This is a genomic window from Kitasatospora sp. NBC_00315, from assembly GCF_041435095.1.
Lineage (GTDB): Bacteria > Actinomycetota > Actinomycetes > Streptomycetales > Streptomycetaceae > Kitasatospora.
Window position 1 is genome coordinate 2,254,428 of record NZ_CP108025.1, and the last position, 24,187, is coordinate 2,278,614.

Genomic DNA, 24,187 nt, shown 5'->3' on the forward strand with positions numbered 1-24,187 from the left:
GTCAGTCCTCCTGGTGGGAAAGGGTGGTGTCACCGGTGTCACCGGTGGCCTCGGAGTCGTGGGCGTCGCCGGTGGCCCCGGCGATCCTGGCGGCCAGGACCGGTCCGATCTGGGCCAGCGAGCCCGCCCGGGTCATCTGGTCGTGCCGGGTGGTGATCTCGTGCGATTCGATCCGGCCCGCGATGTACGGCCGCCAGACCTCCGGGCCGGCGTCGTCGTCGCCCCGGCCGATCGTGGAGTTGAACAGCAGCAGGTCCCCGTCGTACCGGCCGGGGACGAAGTCGACCGCCAGCTTCGCGTTGTTGATCATGATCTGGACGATCACCTCGACCTGCCGCTCGTTCAGGCCGGCCAGCGCGCTGCCGCGCCGGTTCAGCACCTCGGCGACCTCGGCGTAGGTGATCTCCCGGTCTCCGAGTTCGTCCGGATCGACGTCGAGCACTCCGACGAGCACGTCCCGCACGGTGGGTACCGGCTCCTCCTCGAACCGCACGTCCTTCACCGGGTAGGCGTCGAGGATCGCCAGCAGTGCGGTCCGCTCGCCGCGCGCCTGGAGTTCGCAGGCCACCGCGTGGGCGATCAGGCCGCCCGCGGACCAGCCGAGCAGCAGGTACGGGCCCTGGGGCTGGATCTTCTGGACGTGGTCGGCGTAGTCGGCCGCCATCTCCTCGTAGGAGGTCGGCAGCGGTTCGGGCCGGCCGAGGCCGCGCGCCTGGAGCGCGTAGACCGGGTGCTGCGGGCCGAGGTGGTTCAGCAGCCCGCTGTAGGACCAGCTGATGCCGCCGCCGGGGTGGACGCAGAACAGCGGAGTGTCCGTTCCGGTCGCTCGCAGCGGCAGCAGCACGTCCAGCGCGTCGGCCGGGTCGTTCATGGCGAGGCGGTCGGTGAGCCCGGCCACGGTCGGCGCCTCGAACAGCATCCGCAGTCCCAGCTCAAGGCCGAGGGTCTCGCGGACCCGGGAGGCCAGCCGGGCGGCCAGCAGCGAGTGCCCGCCCAGGTCGAAGAAGCCGTCGTCGATGCCCACCTGCTCCCGGCCCAGGACCTCGGCGAACAGACCGCACAGCAGTTGCTCCTGCGGCGTCCGGGGGCCGCGTCCGGCGTCCGACGCTCCGTAGTCGGGGGCGGGCAGGGCGGCCCGGTCGAGCTTGCCGTTGGCGGTCAGCGGCAGGGCGTCCAGGACGACGAACGCGGCCGGCACCATGTAGTCGGGCAGGTCGCGGCGCAGCCGGGCGGACAGCTCGGCCGTTTCGGGCCCGCCTTCGGGCGCGGGCACCAGGTAGGCGACCAGCCGCTTGTCGCCCGGCCGGTCCTCGCGGGCGACCACGGCCGCCTGGGCGATGTCGGGGCAGGCCGCCAGGACGGCCTCGATCTCCCCGGGCTCGATCCGCAGACCACGCAGCTTGACCTGGTGGTCGACGCGTCCGGCGAAGTCCAGCGTTCCTCCCCCGGCGCCCCCGGCCATGGGGGTCCCCCCGGCCGAAGTCCCCCAGCCTTCGGCCGGGGGCGCCCCCACGGGGAGGCTGGGAGGTGCTCCCACCGGACGCGGGTGCTCCCGGGGAAGCCACCGGGCGAGGTCGCCGGTGCGGTACATCCGGCTCCCGGCCGGCCCGTACGGGTCGGCCGTGAATCGCTCCGCCGTCAGGCCGGGGCGGCCGAAGTAGCCGCGGGCCACGCCCGTTCCCGCGAGGTACAGCTCGCCGACCATGCCGGTCGGCACCGGCCGCAGCCGGTCGTCGAGCACGTAGGCGCGCATGTTCGCCATCGGGCCGCCGATCGGCACGGTCGCGGCGTTCTCCGCGAGGTCGCGCACCGGGTGGCGGGTGGCCAGGGTGGTGGCCTCGGTGGGGCCGTAGCCGTTGACCACCTCGATGCCGGGGCAGGCCGCGAGCACCCGGGCGGCGGCGGCCGGGGAGACCACGTCGCCGCCGGTCCACACCTCGCGCACCCCGGCGAGCAGGCCCGGCCGTTCCTCGGCGACCAGCCGGAACAGGCCGGCGGTCAGCCAGAGTCCGGTCACGCCGTGGGTGGCGATCGTGTGCTGCAGCAGGTCGAGGTCGAGCTGCTCCGGCGGGGCGACGACGACCCGGCCGCCGCCCAGCAGCGGCACCCACAGCTCGTAGGTCGAGAGGTCGAAGGCCGTCGGGGAGTGCATCAGCACCCGCTCGTGTCCGCCGCCGCGCCATTCGGGGGACAGGGCGAGGCCCGCCACGTCGCGGTGGGTGACGGCCACGCCCTTCGGCCGCCCGGTCGAGCCGGAGGTGTACATGATGTACGCCAGCTGACCCGGCCGACAGGGGACTTCGAAGCCGGACGGGTGGGCGTCCGCGGACTGTTCCAGCGCGGTGAGCACTTCCTTGGTGAGCACCAGGGCGGCTCCGCTCTCCCGCAGGATCAGGTCGATCCGGGAGGAGGGGAAGCGCGGGTCCAGCGGTACGTAGGCGCCGCCGGCCTTGATGATCGCCAGGATCGCCACCACCAGCTCGGCCGAGCGGTCCAGCATGACCGCGACCGGCGTCTCCGGCCGTACGCCGTGGCGGACCAGCGCCGCCGCCAGGCGGTCGGCCCGCTGGTCGAGCTCCGCGTAGGTCAGCTCGGTGCCGCCCGCCACGACCGCGACCGCGTCGGGAGTGGCCCGCACCTGGCGGGTGAACAGCGCCGGCACCGAGGCCGACGGCAGCTCCGCGGCCGTGTCGTTGAATCCGTCCAGCAGCCGCCGGCGCTCGGCGGCGGACATCAGGTCGATCCGGCTGATCGGCCGGTCCGGGTCGGCCGCCGCCGCACGCAGCAGGCGAGCCAAGCGCTCGAACAGCAGCTCCACGGTGGGCGGGTCGAACAGGTCGGTGGCGTACTCCACCGCGCCGACCAGGCCGTCGGCGGTGCCGTCCGGGCGGAACTGCTCGGCCAGGCTGAACGTCAGGTCGACCCTGGAGGTCCCGGTCGGCGCCTCCAGGTGGCCGGTCTCCAGCCCCGGCAGCGCGAACTCGCCGAGCGGCGCGTTCTGCAGGGCCAGCATGACCTGGAACAGCGGGTGGTGAGCCAGCGAGCGCACCGGGTTGGCCACCTCGACCAGGTACTCGAACGGCACGTCCTGGTGGTCGTACGCGGCGAGCGCCTTGTGCCGCACCCGGCCCAGCAGTTCGGCGAAGCCGGGATCGCCGCCGGTGTCGGTGCGCAGCACCAGCGTGTTGACGAAGAAGCCGACGAGCTCGTCCAGCGCCTGGTCGGTGCGGCCGGCGATCGGACTGCCGATCGGGATGTCCGGGCCGGCGCCGAGCCGGGTGAGCAGAGCGGCGAGGCCGGCCTGGAGGACCATGAACATGCTGGCGCCGCGCGCGGCGGCCAGGTCCCGCAGGGCCTGGTGCAGTTCGGGGTCCAGGCGGACCACGACCCGGTCGCCCTGCTGCGAGGCCACCGGCGGCCGGGGCCGGTCGGAGGGCAGCTGCACCTGCTGCGGAATGCCCGTCAGCTCGCTTTTCCAGTAGGCGAGTTGCCGGGCGAACCGGCTGTCCGGGTCGGCGGTGTCGCCGAGCAGGTCGCGTTGCCAGAGCGTGTAGTCGGAGTACTGCACCGGCAGCGGGGACCAGCGCGGCTTCTCGCCCTCGCAGCGTGCCGCGTAGGCCGTCGCCAGGTCGGCGGAGAGCGGTCCCATCGACCAGCCGTCGGCGGCGATGTGGTGCACCACGACCAGCAGCACGTGCCGGTCGGGGGTGAGTGCGTACAGTTCGGCCCGGACCGGAGGCTCTGCGGCCAGGTCGAAGCCGCGCCGGGCGGTGTCGGCCAGCCGCTCGGCCAGCAGTCTCTCGTCGAGCTCGGTCACCGGCAGCGCCGGATGGGCCTGGGCGGCGCTCAGCACGACCTGGTACGGGACCCCGTCGGTCTCGCGGAAGACCGTCCGCAGGCTCTCGTGCCGGGCGATCACGTCCGCGAGCGCGGCGTGCAGGGCCGGTCGGTCGAGGTCGCCGGTCAGGCTCAGCGCGAGCGGCATGTTGTAGGTGGCGCTGGGCCCGTCCATCCGGTGCAGGAACCACAGGCGGCGCTGGGCGAAGGAGAGTTCCACCTGCTCCGGGCGGGGCCGGGCGGTCAGCGCGGGCCGCGCCGTGCCGGAGCTGTCCAGGCGGGCGGCCAGGGCGGCCACGGTCGGGGTCTCGAACAGGGTGCGGACCTCCAGCTCCGCACCGAGGACCGCCCGGACCCGGGAGGCCAGGCGGGTGGCCAGCAGCGAGTGCCCGCCGAGGTCGAAGAAGCTGTCCTCGACCCCGACCTGGGCCAGCCCGAGCACCTCGGCGAACAGCTCGGCGAGGAGCTGCTCCTGCGGGGTGCGCGGTGCCCGCCCGCCCGTCGCCGGGCCGAGGTCGGGGGCGGGCAGGGCCCGGCGGTCGAGCTTGCCGCTGGCGGTCAGCGGCAGCGCGTCCAGCGCCACGAAGGCTGACGGGACCAGGTAGTCGGGCAGCCGCCCGCGCAGCCAGTCGCGGAGTTCGCCGAGGAGGGCGCCGGTGCCCCGGCTGCCGGTCGGACGGTTGGTCAGCGCCGACAGCGCCCGGCCGGAGGTCCCGGCCGACCGGTACGGCTCGACCGCGGAGCCGTGGAGGGCCTGCGGTTCGGCGAGGACGACGTCCACGGCGTCGGCCGTGCTGGACGCCCAGGTGACGGCCACCGTGCGGCCGAACTCCCGCCCGAGGGCGTGGAAGTCCTCCGGGTCGGAGAGGTCCCCGTCCGCCGGGGCGTGCAGCCGTCCCAGCAGCTCGGCGAGCGTCCCGTCCCCGTCCTGCACGGCCCGGGCCAGGGCGGCCTCCCGCGCCACGCGGCGGTTCGGCACCCCGGTGACCCGCAGGACCTCGGCGGTCGGCCGGGCGAGGAGTTCGCGCAGCTCGGCAAGCCCGGTGACCTGCTGTCCCCAGGTCAGTTCGAGGGCCCCGCCCTGGGCCGCCGGGGCGACCGGCGGCTTGTGCAGCGTCACGTCGTAGCGGTAGCGGGTCAGTTCGTTGTGGTGGTGGCCGCGCTTGACCTCCACGGCCACCGCGCCGATGTCCGGGCCGTGCTCGCGCAGGACGGTGAAGAAGTCCGGGTCGACCAGGAGCTCCTTCTCCATCCGGACGGTCTGCTCCACCGCACGGCGCACGGCCGCGAGGTCCGAGCCGTCACCGGTCCGGTGCAGTTGGACGGCGGTGGCCAGCGGGCGCAGCAGCCGCAGGTTGCGGACGTCGCCGACGAAGAGCGCGCCGCCGGGGGCGAGCAGTCGCATCAGCTTCCCGATCACGTCCGCGAGGTAGTCGGCGGTCGGGAAGTACTGCACCACCGAGTTGATCACGATGGTGTCGAACTGCCCGGCCGGCAGCCCGTCGGTGTCGTGGGCCGGCCGGGTCTGCAGCACGACGCGCTCGGCCAGGTCCGGCTGCCGGGAGACCTGCGCGGTCAGCGCGTCGATCGCGGTGGCCGAGAAGTCGGTCGCCCAGTACGACTCGCAGTGCGGTGCGACCTGCGAGAGCAGCAGACCGGTGCCGACGCCGACCTCCAGCACCCGGCGCGGGCGCAGCGCCAGGATGCGGGCCACGGTGGCGTCACGCCACTCCCGCATCTGCTCGACGGGGATCGGACTGGCATCGTAACTACTGTTCCAGCCGACGAAGTTTTGGCCGAAGCCCGCTTCTTCGGGGGTGATGGGCAGGGCGTCGTAGATGTCCTGCCACTCGCCCACGTGGTCCGCTTCCAGTCCGCTGTCCCGGGCCGTGTCCTGGCTCGGGACGACGTAGCCGACGAGCCGGTCGTCCTGGGCGAGGACGGCGGCCTGGGCGATGGCGGGGTGCTCGGCCAGTGCGGCCTCGACCTCGCCGAGCTCGATGCGGAAGCCGCGGACCTTGACCTGCTGGTCGGCGCGGCCGACGTACTCCAGCTCGCCGTCGGTCCGTCGCCGCACCAGGTCGCCGGTGCGGTACATCCGCTCACCAGGGGCGAATGGGCAGGCGATGAACCGTCCGGCGGTCAGGCCGGGCCGGTTCAGGTAGCCGCGTGCCAGACCCGCGCCCGCGACGTACAGCTCTCCCGCCGTGCCCGGTGGCACCGGTCGCAGCCGTTCGTCCAGGACGTACACCCGGGCGTTGGCGATCGGCCGGCCGATCGGCGGCACACCGGAGCCCGGGGACAGTGGGTCGCTCATGGTCGCGCACACGGTGGTCTCGGTCGGGCCGTACGCGTTGATCATCCGGCGTCCGGGCGCCCAGCGTGCCACCAGCTCCGGCGGGCACGCCTCACCCGCCACCACCAGCGTCGACGCGGTCACCGCACCGTCCGGCACGGCGGCGAGGACGGACGGGGGCACGGTCACATGGGTGACGCCGAGACCCGGGTCGGTCAGCGCGGCGAGCGGATCGGCCGCAGAAGGCAGCACCAGGGTGGCTCCGCACAGCAGCGCGGTGTAGATCTCCGACACCGACGCGTCGAAGCTGGGCGAGGCGAACTGGAGCACCCGGCTGGCGGGTTCGATCGCGAAGCGCTCGATCTGGGCGGCGACCAGGCTCGCCACGCCGCCGTGGCCGACCACGACGCCCTTGGGGCGGCCGGTCGAGCCCGAGGTGTAGATGACGTAGGCCGGGTGCCGGATGTCGAGTGCGACCTGTGGGTCGGTGTCCGGCAGGTCGGAAGCCCCGGTCACCATCGCCGGGTCGTCGACCACCACGGCGGGCCTGGCGTCCTCCAGCATGTACGCGATCCGCGCCGCCGGGTACGCCGGGTCCACCGGCAGGTACGCGGCTCCGGCCTTCAGCACGGCCAGGACCGCCACCACCGACTCCACCGACCGCGGCAGCGCCACCGCGACGACCTGCTCCGGGGTCACACCCCGGGCGATCAGCGCGTGCGCGAACCGGTTGGCCTGCGCATCGAGCTGACGATACGTCAACTCCTTGCCATCGCAGACCAGCGCGACCGCGTCCGGTGTCGCTGCCACCTGCGCTGCGAAGGCGTGGGGCACCGGGACGGCGCCCACGTCCCGGGCGGTCGCGTTGCCCTTCTCCAGCAGCCGGTACCGCTCGTCGGCGCCGAGGAGGTCGATCCCTCCGATCGGCTGCCCCGGGTCGGCGGTGACGGCCTCCAGCAGGAGCGTCCAGCGCCGGACCAGGGCGGTGACCGTCGAGCGGTCGAACAGGTCGGTGCTGTACTCGACCGCACCGGCCATCCCGGCCGGGCTCCCGTCCGGGCCGAACTGCTCGACCATGCTCACGCCGAGGTCGAACTTGGCCGTTCCGGTTGCGACCACGTAGGTGGCGACGTCCAGGCCGGGCAGCGAGAACCGGCCCATCGGCGCGTTCTGCACGGCCAGGACGGTCTGGAACAGCGGGTGGTAAGAGAGCGAGCGGGACGGGTTCAGCGCCTCCACCAGGTGCTCGAACGGCACGTCCTGATGCGCGTACGCCGACAGCGCCGTCTCCCGCACCCGGCCGAGCAGTTCGGCGAAGGTCGGGTCCCCGCTGGTGTCGGTTCGCAGCACCAGCGTGTTGACGAAGAAGCCGACCAGGTCGTCCAGGGCCTCGTCGGTGCGCCCGGCGATCGGGCTGCCGATCGGGATGTCGGTGCCCGCGCCCAGCCGGGTGTACAGCGCGGCCAGCGCCGCCTGCAGCACCATGAACAGGCTCGTGCCGGTGCCGCGCGCCAACTCGACCAGGGCGGTGTGCAGTTCGGCGTCGAGCTGCAGGCCGAGATGGTCCCCGTGCCAGCCCGCGACTGCCGGACGGGGCCGGTCGGCGGGCAGCGGGAGCAGCTCCGGCAGGTCGGACAGCTGCCGCTTCCAGTAGTCGAGCTGCTCGGCGAACCGGCTCTGCGGATCGGCGGCGGCGCCGAGCAGCTCGCGCTGCCAGAGCGTGTAGTCGGCGTACTGCACCGGCAGGGCCGGCCGCTCCGCCGTCCGGCTCTCGCAGCGGGCCGCATACGCCTCTGCCAGGTCGCGGGCCAGCGGCCCGGTGGACCAGCCGTCGGCGGCGATGTGATGCATGACCAGCAGCAGCACGTGCTCGTCCGACGCGAGCGCGAACAGCTCCGCCCGCAGCGGCGGCTCCGTCGCCAGGTCGAAGGCCTGCCGGGCGGACTCGGCGAGCCGCTGCGGGAGCTCGTCCTGCGTCACCTTGGTCGGCCGGGCCCGGAGGCGGACCGCGGCCGGGTCCAGCACGCGCTGGCAGGGCACGCCCCCGACTTCGGGGAACACCGTCCGCAGGCTCTCGTGCCGGGTGACCACGTCCGCCAGTGCCCGGTCCAGTGCGGGCCGGTCGAGCGTTCCGGTCAGTTGGAGCGCCAGAGGGATGTGGTAGGTCGCGGCGGCGGCGTCCATCCGGTGCAGGAACCAGAGCCGGCGCTGGGCGAAGGACAGCGGCACCACAGCGGGCCGCTCCTGCGCGGTCAGCGCCGGGCGGGGGCGGCCGGCCCCGGCCAGTGCCCCGGCCAGGCCGGCCACGGTGGGCGCCTGGAAGAGGGCGCGCAGCCCGAGCTCCACCCCGAGCACCGAGCGGACCCTGGCGGCCAGCCGGGTGGCGAGCAGGGAGTGCCCGCCCAGGTCGAAGAAGTCGTCGTCGACCGAGACCCGTGGCACGTCGAGCACCTCGGCGAACAGCTCGCAGAGGATCTGCTCCTGCGGGGTGCGCGGCGCTCGGCCGCTCCCGACCGGGGTGGCTTCGGGCGCGGGTAGTGCCGCCCGGTCCAACTTCCCGTTCGGTGTCAGCGGCAGCGCGTCCAGCACCGTGAAGACGGACGGCACCAGGTAGTCCGGCAGGCGCTCGCGCAGGTGCGCCGCCAACTCCGCCGGGCGGACGGCCGATTCGGGCCGGACCGCCACGTAGCCGACGAGCCGGTCCTCCTGGGCGAGGACGGCGGCCCGGGCGACGGCGGGGTGCTCGGCCAGTGCGGCCTCGACCTCGCCGAGCTCGACCCGGAAGCCGCGGACCTTCACCTGCTGGTCGGCGCGGCCGACGTACTCCAGCTCGCCGTCGGTCCGTCGCCGCACCAGGTCGCCGGTGCGGTACATCCGCTCACCGGCCGGGCCGAACGGGCAGGCGACGAACCGTCCGGCGGTCAGGCCGGGCCGGTTCAGGTAGCCGCGTGCCAGACCCGCACCGGCGACGTACAGCTCCCCCGCCACGCCCGGCGGCACCGGCCTCAGCCGGTCGTCCAGGACGTACACCCGGAAGCCCGCGACCGGCCGGCCGATCGGCGGCACGCCGGAGCCCGGTGCCAGCGGGTCACTCATGGTCGCGCACACCGTCGTCTCGGTCGGACCGTAGGCGTTGATCATCCGACGGCCGGGCGCCCAACGCGCCACCAGCTCCGGCGGGCACGCCTCACCCGCCACCACCAGGGTGGCGGCCGTGAGGTCGGCGCTCTCCAGCGCGGCCAGGGCCGAGGGCGGCAGCGTCACGTGGGTGACGTCCAGCCGACGGTCCGTCAGGGCCTCCAGCGGGGCCTCGGCGGGGGCCAGGACCAGGGCGGCTCCGCTGAGCAGCGCACTGCACAGGTCCCAGAACGACGCGTCGAAGCTGGGCGAGGCGAACTGGAGCACCCGGCTGCCCGGCGCCACGCCGAGCCGTTCGACCTGCGCCGCCACCAGACCCGACACGCCGCTGTGGCTCACCACGACGCCCTTGGGGCGGCCGGTCGACCCCGAGGTGTAGATCACGTACGCCGGGTGCCGGACGTCCACCACGATGCCCGGATCGGTCTCCGGCCACTCCCCCTCGGCCACCGTCGCCGGGTCGTCGACCGTCAGCGCCGGACGGGCGTCCGCCAGCATGAAGTCGATCCGCGACCGCGGGTACGCCGGATCGACCGGCAGGTACGCCGCCCCGGCCTTCAGCACGCCCAGGACCGCCACCACCGACTCCACCGACCGCGGCAACGCCACTGCCACGACCTGCTCCGGCCCCACACCACGTGCCATCAACGCATGCGCGAACCGGTTCGCCCGCGCATCCACCTCCGCGTACGTCAACTCGGCATCACCACAGACCAGCGCGATCGCGTCCGGCATCGCCGCCACCTGCGCCGCGAGCAGCTCCGGCAGGCTCGCCCCTGCCGCCCTGTCCTCGGCGGCGGGCAGCAGCTCGCGGCGTTCCTGGGCGGAGAGCACGTCGATTGCGCCGATCGGCCGGTCGGGCGCGGCGGCGACCGCGGCCAGCAGTCGCAGCCACCGGGCGGCCAGGGCCTCGACCGTCGGGCGGTCGAACAGGTCGGTGCTGTACTCGACCGCGCCGCTGAGCCCGGCCGGCGCGCCGTCGGGCCCGTGCTCCTCCGCGAACCCGAAGGTCAGGTCGAGGCGGGCGGTCCCGGTGAGCACGGCCATCCCGGAGACCTTCAGGCCCGGCAGGTCGAAGTCGCCACCGGGCGCGTTCTGCACGACCAACCCGGTCTGGTACAGCGGGTGGTGGGAGAGCGAGCGGGACGGGTTCAGGGCCTCCACCAGGTGCTCGAACGGCACGTCCTGGTGCGCGTACGCGGCCAGCGCCGTCTCCCGCACCCGGCCCAGCAGCTCGGTGAAGGACGGGTCCCCGCCGGTGTCGGTGCGCAGCACCAGCGTGTTGATGAAGAAGCCGACCAGGTCGTCCAGCGCCTCGTCGGTGCGCCCGGCGACCGGACTGCCGATCGGGATGTCCGTGCCCGCGCCCAGCCGCGTGTACAGCGCCGCGAGCGCCGCCTGCAGCACCATGAACAAGGTCGCCCCCGAGCGCCGCGCCAGCTCCGCCAGTGCGGCGTGCAGTTCGGCGTCGATCCGGAGTTCCAGCAGGTCCCCGCCGTACGACATGGCGGCCGGTCGCGGCCGGTCGACGGGCAGCTGCAGCTGCTCGGGCAGCCCGGCCAGGGCCTGCCTCCAGTAGGCGACCTGGCGGGCGAACACGCTGTCGGTGTCGTGCTCGTCGCCGAGGATCTCGTGCTGCCACAGGGTGTAGTCGCCGTACTGCACCGGCAGGGGCGGCCACGCCGGTGCCCCACCGCGCTGCCGGGCGGTGTAGGCGGCGGCCAGGTCGCGGGCCAACGGGCCCATGGACCAGCCGTCCCCGACGATGTGGTGCATGACCAGCAGCAGCACGTGCTCGTCCGGCGCGAGCTCGAACAGCTCCGCCCGCAGCGGCACGTCCGAGGTCAGGTCGAAGCCGCGCACCGCCGCCTCGCGCAGCAGGGCGGGCACCTGTGCCTCGGCGGCCGCGCGCACGGTCAGCGGGACGGCGGCCTCGGCCGGGTCCAGCACCCGCTGGTGCGGGATTCCGGCGGTGTGCGGGAAAACCGTGCGCAGGGTCTCGTGCCGGGCGACCACGTCCGCGAGCCCGGCGTCCAGCGCGGCCCGGTCGAGGTCGCCGGACAGGCGCAGGGCCAGCGGCATGTGGTAGGTGGCGCCGGGCATCCCGAACTGCTGGAGGAACCAGAGGCGGCGCTGGGCGAACGACAGCGGCATCGGTTCGCGGCGGGGCCGGGGCACCAGGGCCTGCCGGGCGGCGCCGGCGTCGTGCAGTCCGGCCGCCAGCCCGGCGGGGGTCGGGGTGCGGAACAGGGCGCGCAGCTCCAGCTCGACCCCGAGGGTGGCCCGGACGCGGGAGACCAGCCGGGTGGCGAGCAGGGAGTGGCCGCCCAGCGCGAAGAAGTCCTCGTCGACGCCGGCCCGGGCGAGGCCCAGCACCTCGGCGAACAGCTCGCACAGGATCTGCTCCTGCGGCGTGCGCGGCGCCCGGCCACTGCCTGCGGGAGCTGCTTCGGGCTGGGGCAGCGCCGCCCGGTCCAGCTTCCCGTTCGGCGTCAGCGGCAGCGCGTCGAGCAGCACGAACGCGGACGGCACCAGGTGGTCCGGCACCCGCTCGCGCAGGTACGCGGCGAGTGCCGCCACGGTCGTCCCGCTCCCGTCCGGGGGGACGACGTACGCGACGATCCGGGTCTCGCCCGGCAGGTCCTCCAGGGCGAGCACCGCGACCTGGGCGACGCCCGGGTGCGCGGTCAGCTCGGCCTCGATCTCGCCCGGCTCGATCCGGAACCCGCGGACCTTGACCTGGTGGTCGACCCGGCCGGCGAACTCCAGCTCGCGGTCGGCGCGCCAGCGGGCCAGGTCGCCGGTGCGGTACATCAGCGCGCCCGCCGGACCGTACGGGTCCGCCACGAACCGCCCGGCCGTCAGGCCCGGCCGGTTCAGGTAGCCACGCGCCAGGCCCGCTCCGGCCAGGTACAGCTCACCCAGCACGCCGGGGGCCACCGGTCGCAGCGTCGAATCCAGGACGTACACCCGGCAGTTGGCGATCGGGCGGCCGATCGGCACCGGCAGCGGGCAGTCGGCGGGGTCGGCCGGGACCGCGTAAGCGGTGATCACATGGGTCTCGGCGGGCCCGTAGTGGTTGTGCAGTGCCCGGGCCGGTCGGCGGGCCTGGAAGCGGCGCACGGCACCGCTCAGCCGCATCGCCTCGCCGGCCTGGGCGACCAGCCGCAGGTGCGGCAGGTCGAGCCCGGCCTCCTCGGCGGCTTCGGCCAGCGCCTCGACCACCAGGTTCGGCGCGAACAGCTCCTCGACCCGGTGCCGGTCCAGCCAGTGGGCGAACAGTTCGGCGCTGCGGCGCTGCTCCTCGGTCGGCACCACCAGGGTCTTGCCGTACAGCAGCGCGGAGAGCATCTCCTGCACCGAGACGTCGAAGCTGATCGCGGTGAACTGCGCGGTGCGCGCTCCGGGTTCGCCGCCGACGGTCCGGTGGTGCCACGCCAGCAGGTTCAGCAGCCCGGCGGCGGGCATCACCACGGCCTTGGGCCGGCCGGTGGAGCCGGAGGTGTAGATGACGTACGCCGGGTGCCGGGTGTCCACGGGGACGGCCGGGTCGTGCTCCGGCAGGTCCCCGGCCGGGGTGACGGCCGCGAGGTCGTCGAGCACCACGGCCGGACGCGCGTCGTCCAGCATGTACGCGATGCGGGCGGCCGGATAGTCCGGGTCGACCGGCAGGTACGCCGCGCCCGTCTTGAGCACCGCGAGGACGGCGACCACCAACTCGGCGGAGCGCGGCAGCCGCAGCGCGACCACCTGCTCGGGGCCCACCCCGCGCGCGATCAGCGCGTGCGCCAGACGGTTGGCCTTGCGGTTCAGCTCGCGGTAGGTCAGGACGGTGTCCTCGAACAGCACCGCCGGAGCCTGCGGGGTCGCCCGGACCTGCGCCTCGAACAGCGCGGGCAGGGTGGCCTCATGGGCCGGGCAGGCGGTGTCGTTGCGGGCGACCAGCAGTTCGTGACGCTCCTCGGCGGTGAGGACGTCGATCCGGCTCAGCGGCAGGGACGGCTGAGCGACCACGGCTGCCAGCAGCCGCAGCCACCGGGCGACCAGCGTCTCCACCGTGGCGGGGTCGAACAGGTCGGTGCTGTACTCGACCCGCCCGACGATGCCCCCGGCCGGGCCGCCGGCGGCGCCGCGCTCCAGCAGGTGGAAGCCGAGGTCGAACATCGTGGTCGGGGTCCGCACCAGGACGATCTCGGCGGCCAGGCCGTCCAGCGCGAACTCGGTGCCGGGCACGTTCTGCAGCGCGAGCAGCACCTGGAAGAGGGGCTGACGGGCCAGGGACCGGGACGGGTTGAGCGCCTCGACGACATGCTCGAACGGCAGATCCTGATGCGCGTACGCGCCGAACGCGCTCTCCCGGACCCGGCCCAGCAGTTCGGCGAAGGACGGGTCGCCGCTGGTGTCCGCACGGAGCACGAGGGTGTTGACGAAGAACCCGACGAGGTCGTCCAGCGCCTGGTCGGTCCGGCCGGCGATCAGGCTGCCGACCGGGATGTCCGTGCCCGCGCCGAGCTTGTCCAGCAGCGAGGCCAGGGCGGCCTGCATCACCATGTAGACGCTGGCGCCGTGCTCCCGGCCCAGCCCGACCAGTCCGGCGTGCAGGTCGGCGTCCAGTTCGACGGCCAGGTGGCCGCCGTCCTGGGAGGGGATCGCGGGACGGTGCCGGTCGGCGGGGAGGCGGATCTGCTCCGGCAGGTCCGCCAGCGTCTCCGTCCAGTAGGTCGTCTGACGGGCGAACAGGCTGTCCGGGTCAGCCGGGTCGCCGAGCAGCCGGTCCTGCCACAGGGTGTAGTCGGCGTACTGCACGGGCAGCGGCGCCCACTGCGGCTCATCGCCCCGGCGGCGGGCCGCGTACGCGGTGGCCAGGTCGGCGGCCAGCGGGCCCAGCGACCAGCCGTCACCGGCGATGTGGTGCATCACCAGCAACAGCACGTGCTCGTCCGGCGAGAGCTCGAACACCTCGGCGCGCAGCGGCGGTTCGGCCGCGAGGTCGAATCCGCGCGCGGCGGCGCCTGCCAGCAGTCCCGGCAGGTCCGGTTCGTCGGCCTGGGTGACCGCCGGCCCGGGCCGCGCTTCCCCGACGGCCAGCACCTGCTGGTGGGGCACGCCGTCCACGGCCGGGAAGACGGTGCGCAGGGTTTCGTGCCGGTCGGCGAGGTCGCCCAGTGCCGCCTCCAGGGCCGCCAGGTCCAGCGGTCCGGTGAGCCGCCACGCGAGCGGCATGTTGTAGACCGAGTCGGCGCCCTCCAGCTGGCGCAGGAACCACAGCCGCCGCTGGGCGGACGACAGCGGCACCGGCGCGGGCCGCTCCGCCCGCTCCAGGGCGAGCCGGGCTCGGTCCGCGCCGCCAAGCCGGGCCGCCAGCCCGGCCACGGTCGGGGTGCGGAACAGGGCGCGCAGCTCCAGCTCGACCCCGAGGGCCGCCCTGGCCCGGGCGACCAGCCGGGTGGCGAGCAGGGAGTGCCCGCCGAGGTCGAAGAAGTCCTCGTCGACGCCGACCTGCGGCAGGCCCAACACCTCGGCGAACAGCCCGGCGAGCACCTGCTCCTGCGGGGTGTGCGCGGCCCGGCCGACGTGCGGCGCGGTGGACTCGGGCTCGGGCAGCGCGCGCCGGTCCAGTTTGCCGTTCGGGGTCAGCGGCAGGACGTCGAGGCAGACGAAGGCGGCGGGGACCATGTAGTCCGGCAGCCGCTCGCGCAGGTGCGCCCGCAGTTCCTCGGGCCGGGGCTCCGCCCCGGTGGCAGGCTGCAGGTAGGCGACCAGGCGGGGGTCTCGCGCCCGGTCCTTCCGGACGATCGCGGCGGCCCGGGCGACCTGCGGGTGTTCGGTGAGGACGGCCTCGATCTCGCCGAGTTCGATCCGGTACCCGCGGATCTTGACCTGGTCGTCGGTGCGGCCGAGGAACTCCAGGTTCCCGTCCGAATTCCACCGCACCAGGTCGCCGGTCCGGTACATCCGCGAACCGGCCGGACCTGCCGGATCCGCCACGAACCGCCCGGCCGTCAGGCCCGGCCGGTTCAGGTAGCCGCGCGCCAGGCCGGCACCCGCGATGTACAACTCACCCGGCACACCCGCCGGCACCGGCTGCAACGCGCCGTCGAGCACCTGCAGCCGGGTGTTGGCGACGGGTCGGCCGATCACCTGCCGCTGGCTCGACCCCAGCGGCGCGAAGACCGAGTCCACCGTGCACTCGGACGGCCCGTAGTAGTTCAGGGAGAGCACTCCCTCGGCGGCCCGCAGCCGCTCCCACAGCTGCTCGGGGACGGTCTCCCCGCCCAGCCCGATCATCGAGGGGCGCCACTGCGGGTGGTCCAGCAGGCCGTGTTCGACGAGGACCTGCACGTAGGAAGGAGTGCCGCCGACGGTGTCCAGCCCGGCCCGCACCGCGTACGCGAGGTAGGCGTCCGGGTCGGTCCAGGTCGCCTCGTCCAGGACGTGCAGCTCATGGCCCGCGAACAGGGCGAACAGCTGGTCGCAGGAGGCGTCGAAGGACACGGACGTGGTCAGTCCGACCCGCATCCGCTCCCCCGTCGAGAAGACCAGCGGGACCTGGTTGGCGAACAGGTTGAGCAGGCCGCCGTGCGTCACCACGACGCCCTTGGGCCTACCGGTGGAGCCGGAGGTGTAGATGACGTAGACCGGATGGTCGGGACCGACGGCCACCATCGGGTCCGTCGCCGGGCAGGACGCCACCAGGGCGGCCGTCTCCGGGGCGTCGAGCACCAGCCGGTCGAGGGGACCACCGTCGGGCAGCCGGTCCGCGGAGGCGCCGTCGGTCACCACCAGAGCCGCGGACGCGTCCTCCAGGAGGTGGGCGATCCGGGCCGGCGGGTACGCCGGGTCCACCGGGACGTACGCCGCGCCCGTCTTCAGCACCGCCAGGATCGCCACCACCAGCTCCGCCGAACGCGACAGCGCCACCGCCACCAACCGCTCAGGCCCCGCACCCCGCGCGACCAGCGCGTGCGCCAAACGGTTCGCCCGCGCGTCCAGCTCCGCGTACGACAACGACACGTCGCCGCACACCAGCGCGACAAGGTCCGGGGTCGCCCGGACGTGCTCCCGGAACAGTTCCGGCAGGCTCGCATTGAGACCCTGGACCACGGGCCCGGTACCCATCGCCGCCAGCTCTCCGCGCTCCTCGGCGGTGAGCAGGGCGAGCCTGCTGAGCCGCCGCCGGGGGTCGGCGACCGCGGCACGGAGCAGCCGCTCCCACCGCCTGATCATCGACTCGACGGTGGCCGGGTCGTACAGGTCGGTGGTGTACTCGACGGACCCGTCGATCCCCTCCGGAGTACCGTCCTGCGCGTGCCGCTCGGACATGGTGAGGATCAGGTCGAGCTTGGCGGTGGTCGACGCCGACGGCAGGTCCTCGACGCGCAGCCCGGGCGGCGCGAAGTCGGCCCGGGGCACGTTCTGCAGCACCAGCATGACCTGGAACAGCGGGTGGTGCGCCAGCGACCGGGACGGGTTCAGGACCTCGACCAGGTACTCGAACGGGAGGTCCTGGTGGGCGTATCCGGCCAGCGAGGTGTCCCGGACCCGGCCCAGCAGCTCGGCGAACGTCGGATCGCCCGAGGTGTCGGTGCGGACGACCAGGGTGTTGACGAAGTAGCCGACCAGCTCGTCCTGCGCCTGGTCGGTCCGCCCGGCGACCGGACTGCCGACCGGGATGTCGTCGCCCGCGCCGAGCTTGCTCAGCAGCGCCGCCAGCCCGGCCTGTAGCACCATGAACAGACTGGTCCCGTGGGCTCGGGCGAGCTCGCGCAGGCCGCGGTGCAGTTCGGGGTCCAGCTCGGCCCGGACGGAACCGCCCCGGTGCGAGGCGACCACCGGGCGGGGCCGGTCGGTGGGCAGTTGGATCCGCTCCGGCAGGCCGGCCAGTTGCCCGGTCCAGTAGTCCGCCTGGCCGGCGAAGAGGCTGCCCCGGTCGGCCGCGTCGCCGAGCAGTTCGTGCTGCCACAGGGTGTAGTCGGCGTACTGCACCGGCAGTGGCGCCCACCCCGGCTCCTCGCCCCGGCGGCGCGCCGCGTAGGCGGCGGTCAGCCCCTGCACGAGCGGGCCCAGCGACCAGCCGTCACCCGCGATGTGATGGAGCACCACCTGGAGGACGTGCTCCTCCGGCGCCAGCTCGAACAGCTCGGCCCGCAGCGGCACGTCGGCCGCCAGGTCGAACGGGCGGGCCTTCGCCGCCGCCATCAGGGCGGGCAGCTCGGCCTCGGTGCTCCGGTGCACGAGCATCCGCGGGCGGGCCGCCAGCGCGTCCAGCACCCGCTGGTGCGGCACGCCGTCCACCGCCGGGAAGACGGTGCGCAGGCTCTCGTGCCGCTCGACCACGTCCGCCAGGGCCGCCTCCAGGGCCCGCCGGTCCAGGTCTCCGGACAGTCGCCAGGCCAGGGAGATGTGGTAGTTCGCGCCGGCGCCCTCCAGCTGGTGCAGGAACCACAGCCGTCGCTGCGCGAAGGAGAGCGGAACCGTCTCGGGGCGCTCGCGCCGCACCAGGGCGGTCTGGGCCGGCCCGGCTGCCACCAGGGCGACGGCCAGGCCCTCCGGGGTCGGTGCCTCGAACAGGGCGCGCAGCGGCATCTCCACGCCGAGCGTCGCGCGGATCCGGGCGACCAGGCGGGTGGCGAGCAGCGAGTGCCCGCCCAGGTCGAAGAACCCGTCCTCGACGCCGGCCGACGCCACGCCCAGGACCTCGGCGAACAGCTCGCAGAGGATCTGCTCCTGCGGGGTGCGCGGCGGGCGGGAGGAGGCGGCCGGGGCGAGGTCGGCGGCGGGCAGGGCCCGGTGGTCCAGCTTGCCGTTGACGGTCAGCGGCAGCCCGTCCAGCGCGACGAACGCCGACGGCACCATGTACTCCGGCAGTCGCTCGCGCAGGTGCGCCCGCAGCTCGGCCGGGCTCGGCGCGGCGCTCGCGGCCGGCACCAGGTACGCGATCAGCCGGGTGTCGTCGGCCCGGTCCTGCCGCGCCAGGACGGCGACCTGGGCGACGCCCGGGTGGGCGGCCAGCGCCGCCTCGATCTCGCCGAGCTCGATCCGGAAGCCGCGCACCTTCACCTGCTGGTCGGCCCGGCCGACGTAGCGCAGGCCGTAGTCCGCGGTGCGGCGCACCACGTCGCCGCTGCGGTACATCCGCGATCCCGGCGGCCCGAACGGGTCCGCCAGGAACCGCCCGGCGGTCAGGCCGGGCCGGTTGAGGTAGCCGCGTGCCAGGCCCGGGCCCGCGACGTAGAGCTCGCCGGGCACGCCCGGGGCCACCGGCCGCAGGCCGGCGTCGAGCACGTACGCCCGCAGATCCGGGAGGGGCGTGCCGACCTGCCCTGCGGCGGCGACGGAGCGGTCGAGCGCCGCGTACGTGACGTGCACCGTGGTCTCGGTGATGCCGTACATGTTGACCAGCAGCGGCGCGTCCTGCGGGTGCCGCTCGTACCAGCCCTCCAGCCGGGCGTGTTCCAGTGCCTCGCCGCCGAACACCACGGTGCGCAGGGCGAGCCGGCGGCCGGTCTCCGGGGCCTGCGCGTCCGCCTGCATCAGCTGGTAGAAGGCGGACGGCGTCTGGTTGAGCACCGTCACCCGCTCCCGGGCCAGCAACTCCAGGAACCGGCCGGGCGAGCGGCTGGTCTCGTGGTCGACGACCACCAGGCGCCCGCCGTGCAGCAGCGGGCCCCACAGCTCCCACACCGAGAAGTCGAAGGCGTAGGAGTGGAAGAGCGTCCAGACGTCCTCGGCGCAGAAGCCGAACAACTCCCGGGTGGTGTCGAACAGGCGCACCACGTTGCGGTGCGGGACGACCACGCCCTTGGGGTTGCCGGTGGAGCCGGAGGTGTGGATGACGTAGGCGGCGTGGCCGGGGTCGACGGCGACCGCCGGGTCGGTGTCCGGCCGCCCGTCCAGGTCGGCGGTGTCCAGCAGCAGCCGGTCGACGTGCTCCGCCCCCGGAAGTCCGCCGGTGCGGCTCGTCGTCACGAGCAGCGCGGGCCGGGTGTCCTGGAGCAGGTAGGCGATCCGGGCCGCCGGGTACGCCGGGTCCACCGGGACGTACGCGGCGCCGGCCTTGAGCACCGCGAGCACCGCGACGACCAGCTCGGCCGAGCGCGGCAGGGCGAGCGCCACCAACTGCTCGGGCCCCACTCCCCGGTCGATCAGGGCGTGCGCGAGGCGGTTGGCGCGGGAGTTCAACTCGCCGTAAGTCAGGTGGACTTCGCCGTCGGTGAGGGCGGTCGCGGCGGGGTTCGCCCGCACCTGCCGCTCGAACAGCGCGGGCAGTCCGCTCTCCGGGAGCTTCCCGGCCCGGTCGGTGGCGGTCGGCAGCAGGGCCCGGAGTTCGTCGGCGGACAGCACGTCCACCCGGCCGATCCGCCGGCCGGGGTCGGCGGCGACGGCGCGCAGCAGCCGCAGCCACCGCTCGACGATGCCCGTGACGGTGGCCGCGTCGAACAGGTCGGTGCTGTACTCCACCACGCCCGACAGCCCGTCCGCGCCGGGCTGTTCGGCCAGGACGAAGGTCAGGTCGCACTTGGCGGTCCCGGTGGGGACCAGCTCGGCCGCCACCCGCAGCCGCGGCAGGTCGAAGGTGCCGAAGGGCGTGTTCTGCAGGGTGAGCATGGTCTGGAACAGCGGGTGGTGGGCGAGCGTCCGGGTCGGGTTGAGGGCCTCGACGAGGTGCTCGAACGGCACGTCCTGGTGCGCGTACGCGGCCAGCGCGTCGGAGCGCACCCGGCCCAGCAGTTCGGTGAACGACGGGTCGCCGGACAGGTCGGTGCGCAGCACCAGGGTGTTGACGAAGAACCCGACCAGGTCGTCCAGGGCCTCGTCGGTGCGCCCCGCGACCGGCGTGCCGATCGGGACGTCGGTGCCGGCGCCGAGCTTGCCCAGCAGGGCGGCCAGGCCGGCCTGGAGCACCATGAAGAGGCTGGCGCCGCCGTCGCGGGCGAGGGCGCGCAGGCCCTGGTGCAGTTCGGCGTCGATCCGTACCGGCAGCTGGGCTCCCCGGTAGGACATCACCGCGGGCCGGGGCCGATCGAAGGGCAGTTCGACCTGCTCGGGCAGGTCGGCCAGCTGCTTCCGCCAGTAGGCGAGTTGGCCGCTGACCAGGCTGTCCGGGTCAGTGGCGTCGCCCAGCAGTTCCCGCTGCCAGCGGGTGTAGTCGGCGTACTGGACCGGCAGCGGCGACCACTGCGGCTTGGCCCCCTCGCTGCGGGCCGCGTAGGCGGTCGCCAGGTCCCGCGAGAGCGGCCCCGTCGACCAGCCGTCGCCGGCGATGTGGTGCACCACCAGCAGCAGCACGTGCTGCTCGGCGCCGAGTTCGAACAGCTCGGCGCGCAGCGGCGGCTCCTCGGCGAGCTCGAAGCCGTGTCGCGCCGCCTCCGCCAGCCGCTGCGGCAGGTCGCGTTCGCCGGTCGCGGTCACCCGCAGCCGTGGCCGGGCCGCATCGGGGTCGAGCACCCGCTGGCACGGCACGCCGTCGACCACCGGGAAGACGGTGCGCAGGGCCTCGTGCCGCTCGACCACGTCCGTCAGGGCGGTTTGCAGGGCACGCTGGTCCAGGCTTCCGGAGAGCCGGAGTGCCAGCGGGATGTTGTAGGTGGCGCTCGGGCCCTCCATGCGGTGCAGGAACCACAGGCGGCGCTGTGCGAAGGAGAGCGGGACGGTCCCGGGCCGCTCGCTGACCGCGAGCGCGGGCCTGGCCAGGCCCGCGACGTCCACCGCGGCCGCCAGCTCCGCGACCGTCGGCGCGTCGAACAGGTCGCTCAGCCGCAGCTCCACGCCCAGCACCGACCGGGCCCGGGCAACCAGCCGGGTGGCCAGCAGGGAGTGACCGCCCAGCTCGAAGAAGCTGTCGTCCAGCCCGACCCCGGCGACCCCCAGCACCTCGGCGAACAGCCCGGCGAGCAGGTGCTCGACCCCCGTGCGCGGAGCACGGCCCGGTGCGGCGGACTGCCGTTCGGGCGCCGGGAGGGCGCGCCGGTCCAGCTTGCCGTTCGGGGTCAGCGGCAGCGCGTCCAGGACCATCAGCGCGGACGGCACCATGTGGGCGGGCAGCCGCTCACGCAGGTACTCGCGCAGGACGGTTCCGGTCGCAGAGGCGCCGGACACGAGGACGGCGTGGGCGACCAGCCGGGGCTCCTCCTCGGCGCGCACCGTGACGGCGGCCCGGGCGACCTGCGGGTGTTCGGTGAGGACGGCCTCGATCTCGCCGAGTTCGATCCGGTACCCGCGGATCTTGACCTGGTCGTCGGTGCGGCCGAGGAACTCCAGGTTCCCGTCCGAATTCCACCGCACCAGGTCGCCGGTCCGGTACATCCGCGAACCGGCCGGACCTGCCGGATCCGCCACGAACCGCCCGGCCGTCAGGCCCGGCCGGTTCAGGTAGCCGCGCGCCAGGCCGGCACCCGCGATGTACAACTCACCCGGCACACCCGCCGGCACCGGCTGCAACGCGCCGTCGAGCACCTGCAGCCGGGTGTTGGCGACGGGTCGGCCGATGACCGGGCGCGGGCTCGGACCCACGGACGCGATCACCGGGTTGACGGTGCACTCGGACGGCCCGTAGAGGTTGAGGCAGGACACTCCGTCCGCCGCCCGCAGCCGCTCCCACAGCCGCTCCGGGACGGCCTCGCCGCCCGCGGCGACCACCGACGGACGCCACCCCTCCCCGCCCAGCAGCCCGTGCTCCACGAGGTCGTGCAGGTAGGAGGGGGTGGCTTCGACGTAGTCCAGGCCGCAGCGCCGCGCGTAGTCGACGAAGGCGTCCGGGTCGGTCCATGTCGCGTGGTCCAGGACGTGCAGCTCGTGGCCCGCGAACAGGGCGAGCAACTGGTTCCACGACGCGTCGAACGACACCGACGTGGTCAGGGCCACCCGCTGCCGCCGCCGCTCATCGGTCACGGGCGGGAGGTGCACCTGACGGAGTTCGGCGAGTAGGTTGAGCAGGCCGCCGTGCGTCACCGCCACGCCCTTGGGCCTGCCGGTGGATCCGGAGGTGTAGATGACGTACGCCGGGTGCGCCGGATCGACGGCCACCATCGGGTCCGTCGCCGGGCAGGACGCCACCAGGGCGGACATCTCCGGATCGTCCAGCACCAACCTGCCGAACGGACCACCGTCGGGCAGCCGCTCCGCGGACGCGCCGTCGGTCACCACCAGGGCCGGCCCGGCATCCTCCAGCAGGTACCCGATCCGGGCCGGCGGGTACTGCGGGTCCACCGGGACGTACGCCGCACCGGTCTTCAGCACCGCCAGGATCGCCACCACCAGCTCGGCCGACCTCGGCAGCGCCACCGCCACCAACCGCTCCGGGCCCGCACCCCCCGCGACCAGCGCCTGCGCCAGCCGGTTCGCCCGCGCGTCCAGCTCCGCGTACGTCAGCGACGCCTCCGGCCCCACCACCGCGAGGGCGTCCGGGATCGCCTCCACCTGCGCCCGGAACAGCTCCGGCAGGCTCGCACTGAGATCCTGCGCCTGCGGTCCGGCGCCCCACACCGCCAACTCGCCGCGTTCCTCGGCCGTGAGCAGGCCGATCCGGCCGACCGTCTCGTCCGGGTCGCAGTCCGCGACGGCGTCGAGCAGGGTGAGCAGTCGCTGCTGGTGTGCGGCGAGGTCGTCGTCGCCGTACGCCTCCGGCGCGCCGTGCAGCCTGAGCAGCGGGGGGCTGCCGTCCCGGTAGTCGAACACCCAGACGGCCAGGTCGGTGGTCGATCCCGACACGAAGTGGTGCACTGCGGCGGGGTGTCCGGCGAAGCTCGGCCTGGCGTTGAAGGCCATGATGTTGACGATCAGCGGGAAGGCCGTTCCGATGCCGCCGGGCGCGCCGAGGTCGCGCAGCAGGTCCTCGCTGCGGTAGCGCTCGTGTGCGACGGCCGCATCGACCTCCCGCGCCACCCGGGCGACGAGCTCGCCCCACGGCATGTCCGGTCGCACGGTCAGCCGCAGCGGCACCACGTTCGACATCGTTCCGGGCACCGACATCAGGTCGCGTTCGGAGCCCCGGCGGGCGGTGACGGGGAGGGCGAGCACCACGTCCTGCGCGCCGCTCAGCCGGTGGGCGTAGAGCGCCGTCGCCGCGATCACCAGCCGGGACCACCGGACACCGGCCCGGCCTGCCGCAGCCCGCAGCGCCTCGGGGCTGCGCAGTGCCCGTTCCTGGGCCAGGCACAGGGGCCGGTGCGGGTCGGTCACGGAGGTGTCGGTGAGCCGGGTCGGGGCTGGCAGATCGGCGAAGCGCCCGGTCCAGTAGGCACGGTCGGCGGTGAAGTCGGTGGACGAGCGGTAGGCGGCGTCGCTGTCGACCAGGTCCCGGAGCGAGCCGAACGGGCAGGGCGGGACTGCTACGTCCGCGGCCAGCGCCGAGTACACGTCGCCGACCCGCTGCCGGACCATGGAGCTGCTGATCGCGTCCAGCACCACGTGGTGGTAGTTCAGGTACCAGAGGAACTCCGTCGGCGACAGCCGGATCAGCGCGTGGCCGAACAGCGGATCACGGGCGAGGTCCAGCGGGCGGGCCAGGTCCCGTTCCATCCATGCCACGGCCGCGGCCCGGGGGTCCGGCTCCGCGCCGAGGTCGAGGTGCGCGGGCGCCCAGTCCCAGCTCTCGCGGAGAATCTGCCGCGGGCCCTCACCGTCGTCGACGAAGGTCACGTGCAGGGCGTCGACCTCGTCGACCACCCGACGCAGCGCGGCTTCGAACAGCTCCGGATCGACCGGCCCGTGGATCTCCAGGCACTCCCCGACGCGGTAGCCCGGGATCGGCGTCCGGGAGCTCTGCTCGGCGAGCCAGATCTCCCGCTGGGCCGCGGTCAGGGGAAGGAGGTCGCCGTGACGGCGGGGCGGGCGGGACATGGGGGTACCTCTCAGAAGTGTGGGCGGGCAGGCACGCAGGGCATGCCGGGCCTCGCCGACCGCGGTGGTGTCACG

At 74.4% G+C, this 24,187-nt stretch carries 1 protein-coding gene; it reads right to left on the reverse strand.

The features are described 5' to 3' along the window. Nucleotide 1: 1 nt before the first annotated feature. Nucleotides 2-24,112, reverse strand: coding sequence for a non-ribosomal peptide synthase/polyketide synthase (locus OG823_RS08995; protein WP_371478935.1), 24,111 nt, complete (start codon nt 24,110-24,112; stop codon nt 2-4). Nucleotides 24,113-24,187: the final 75 nt, after the last annotated feature.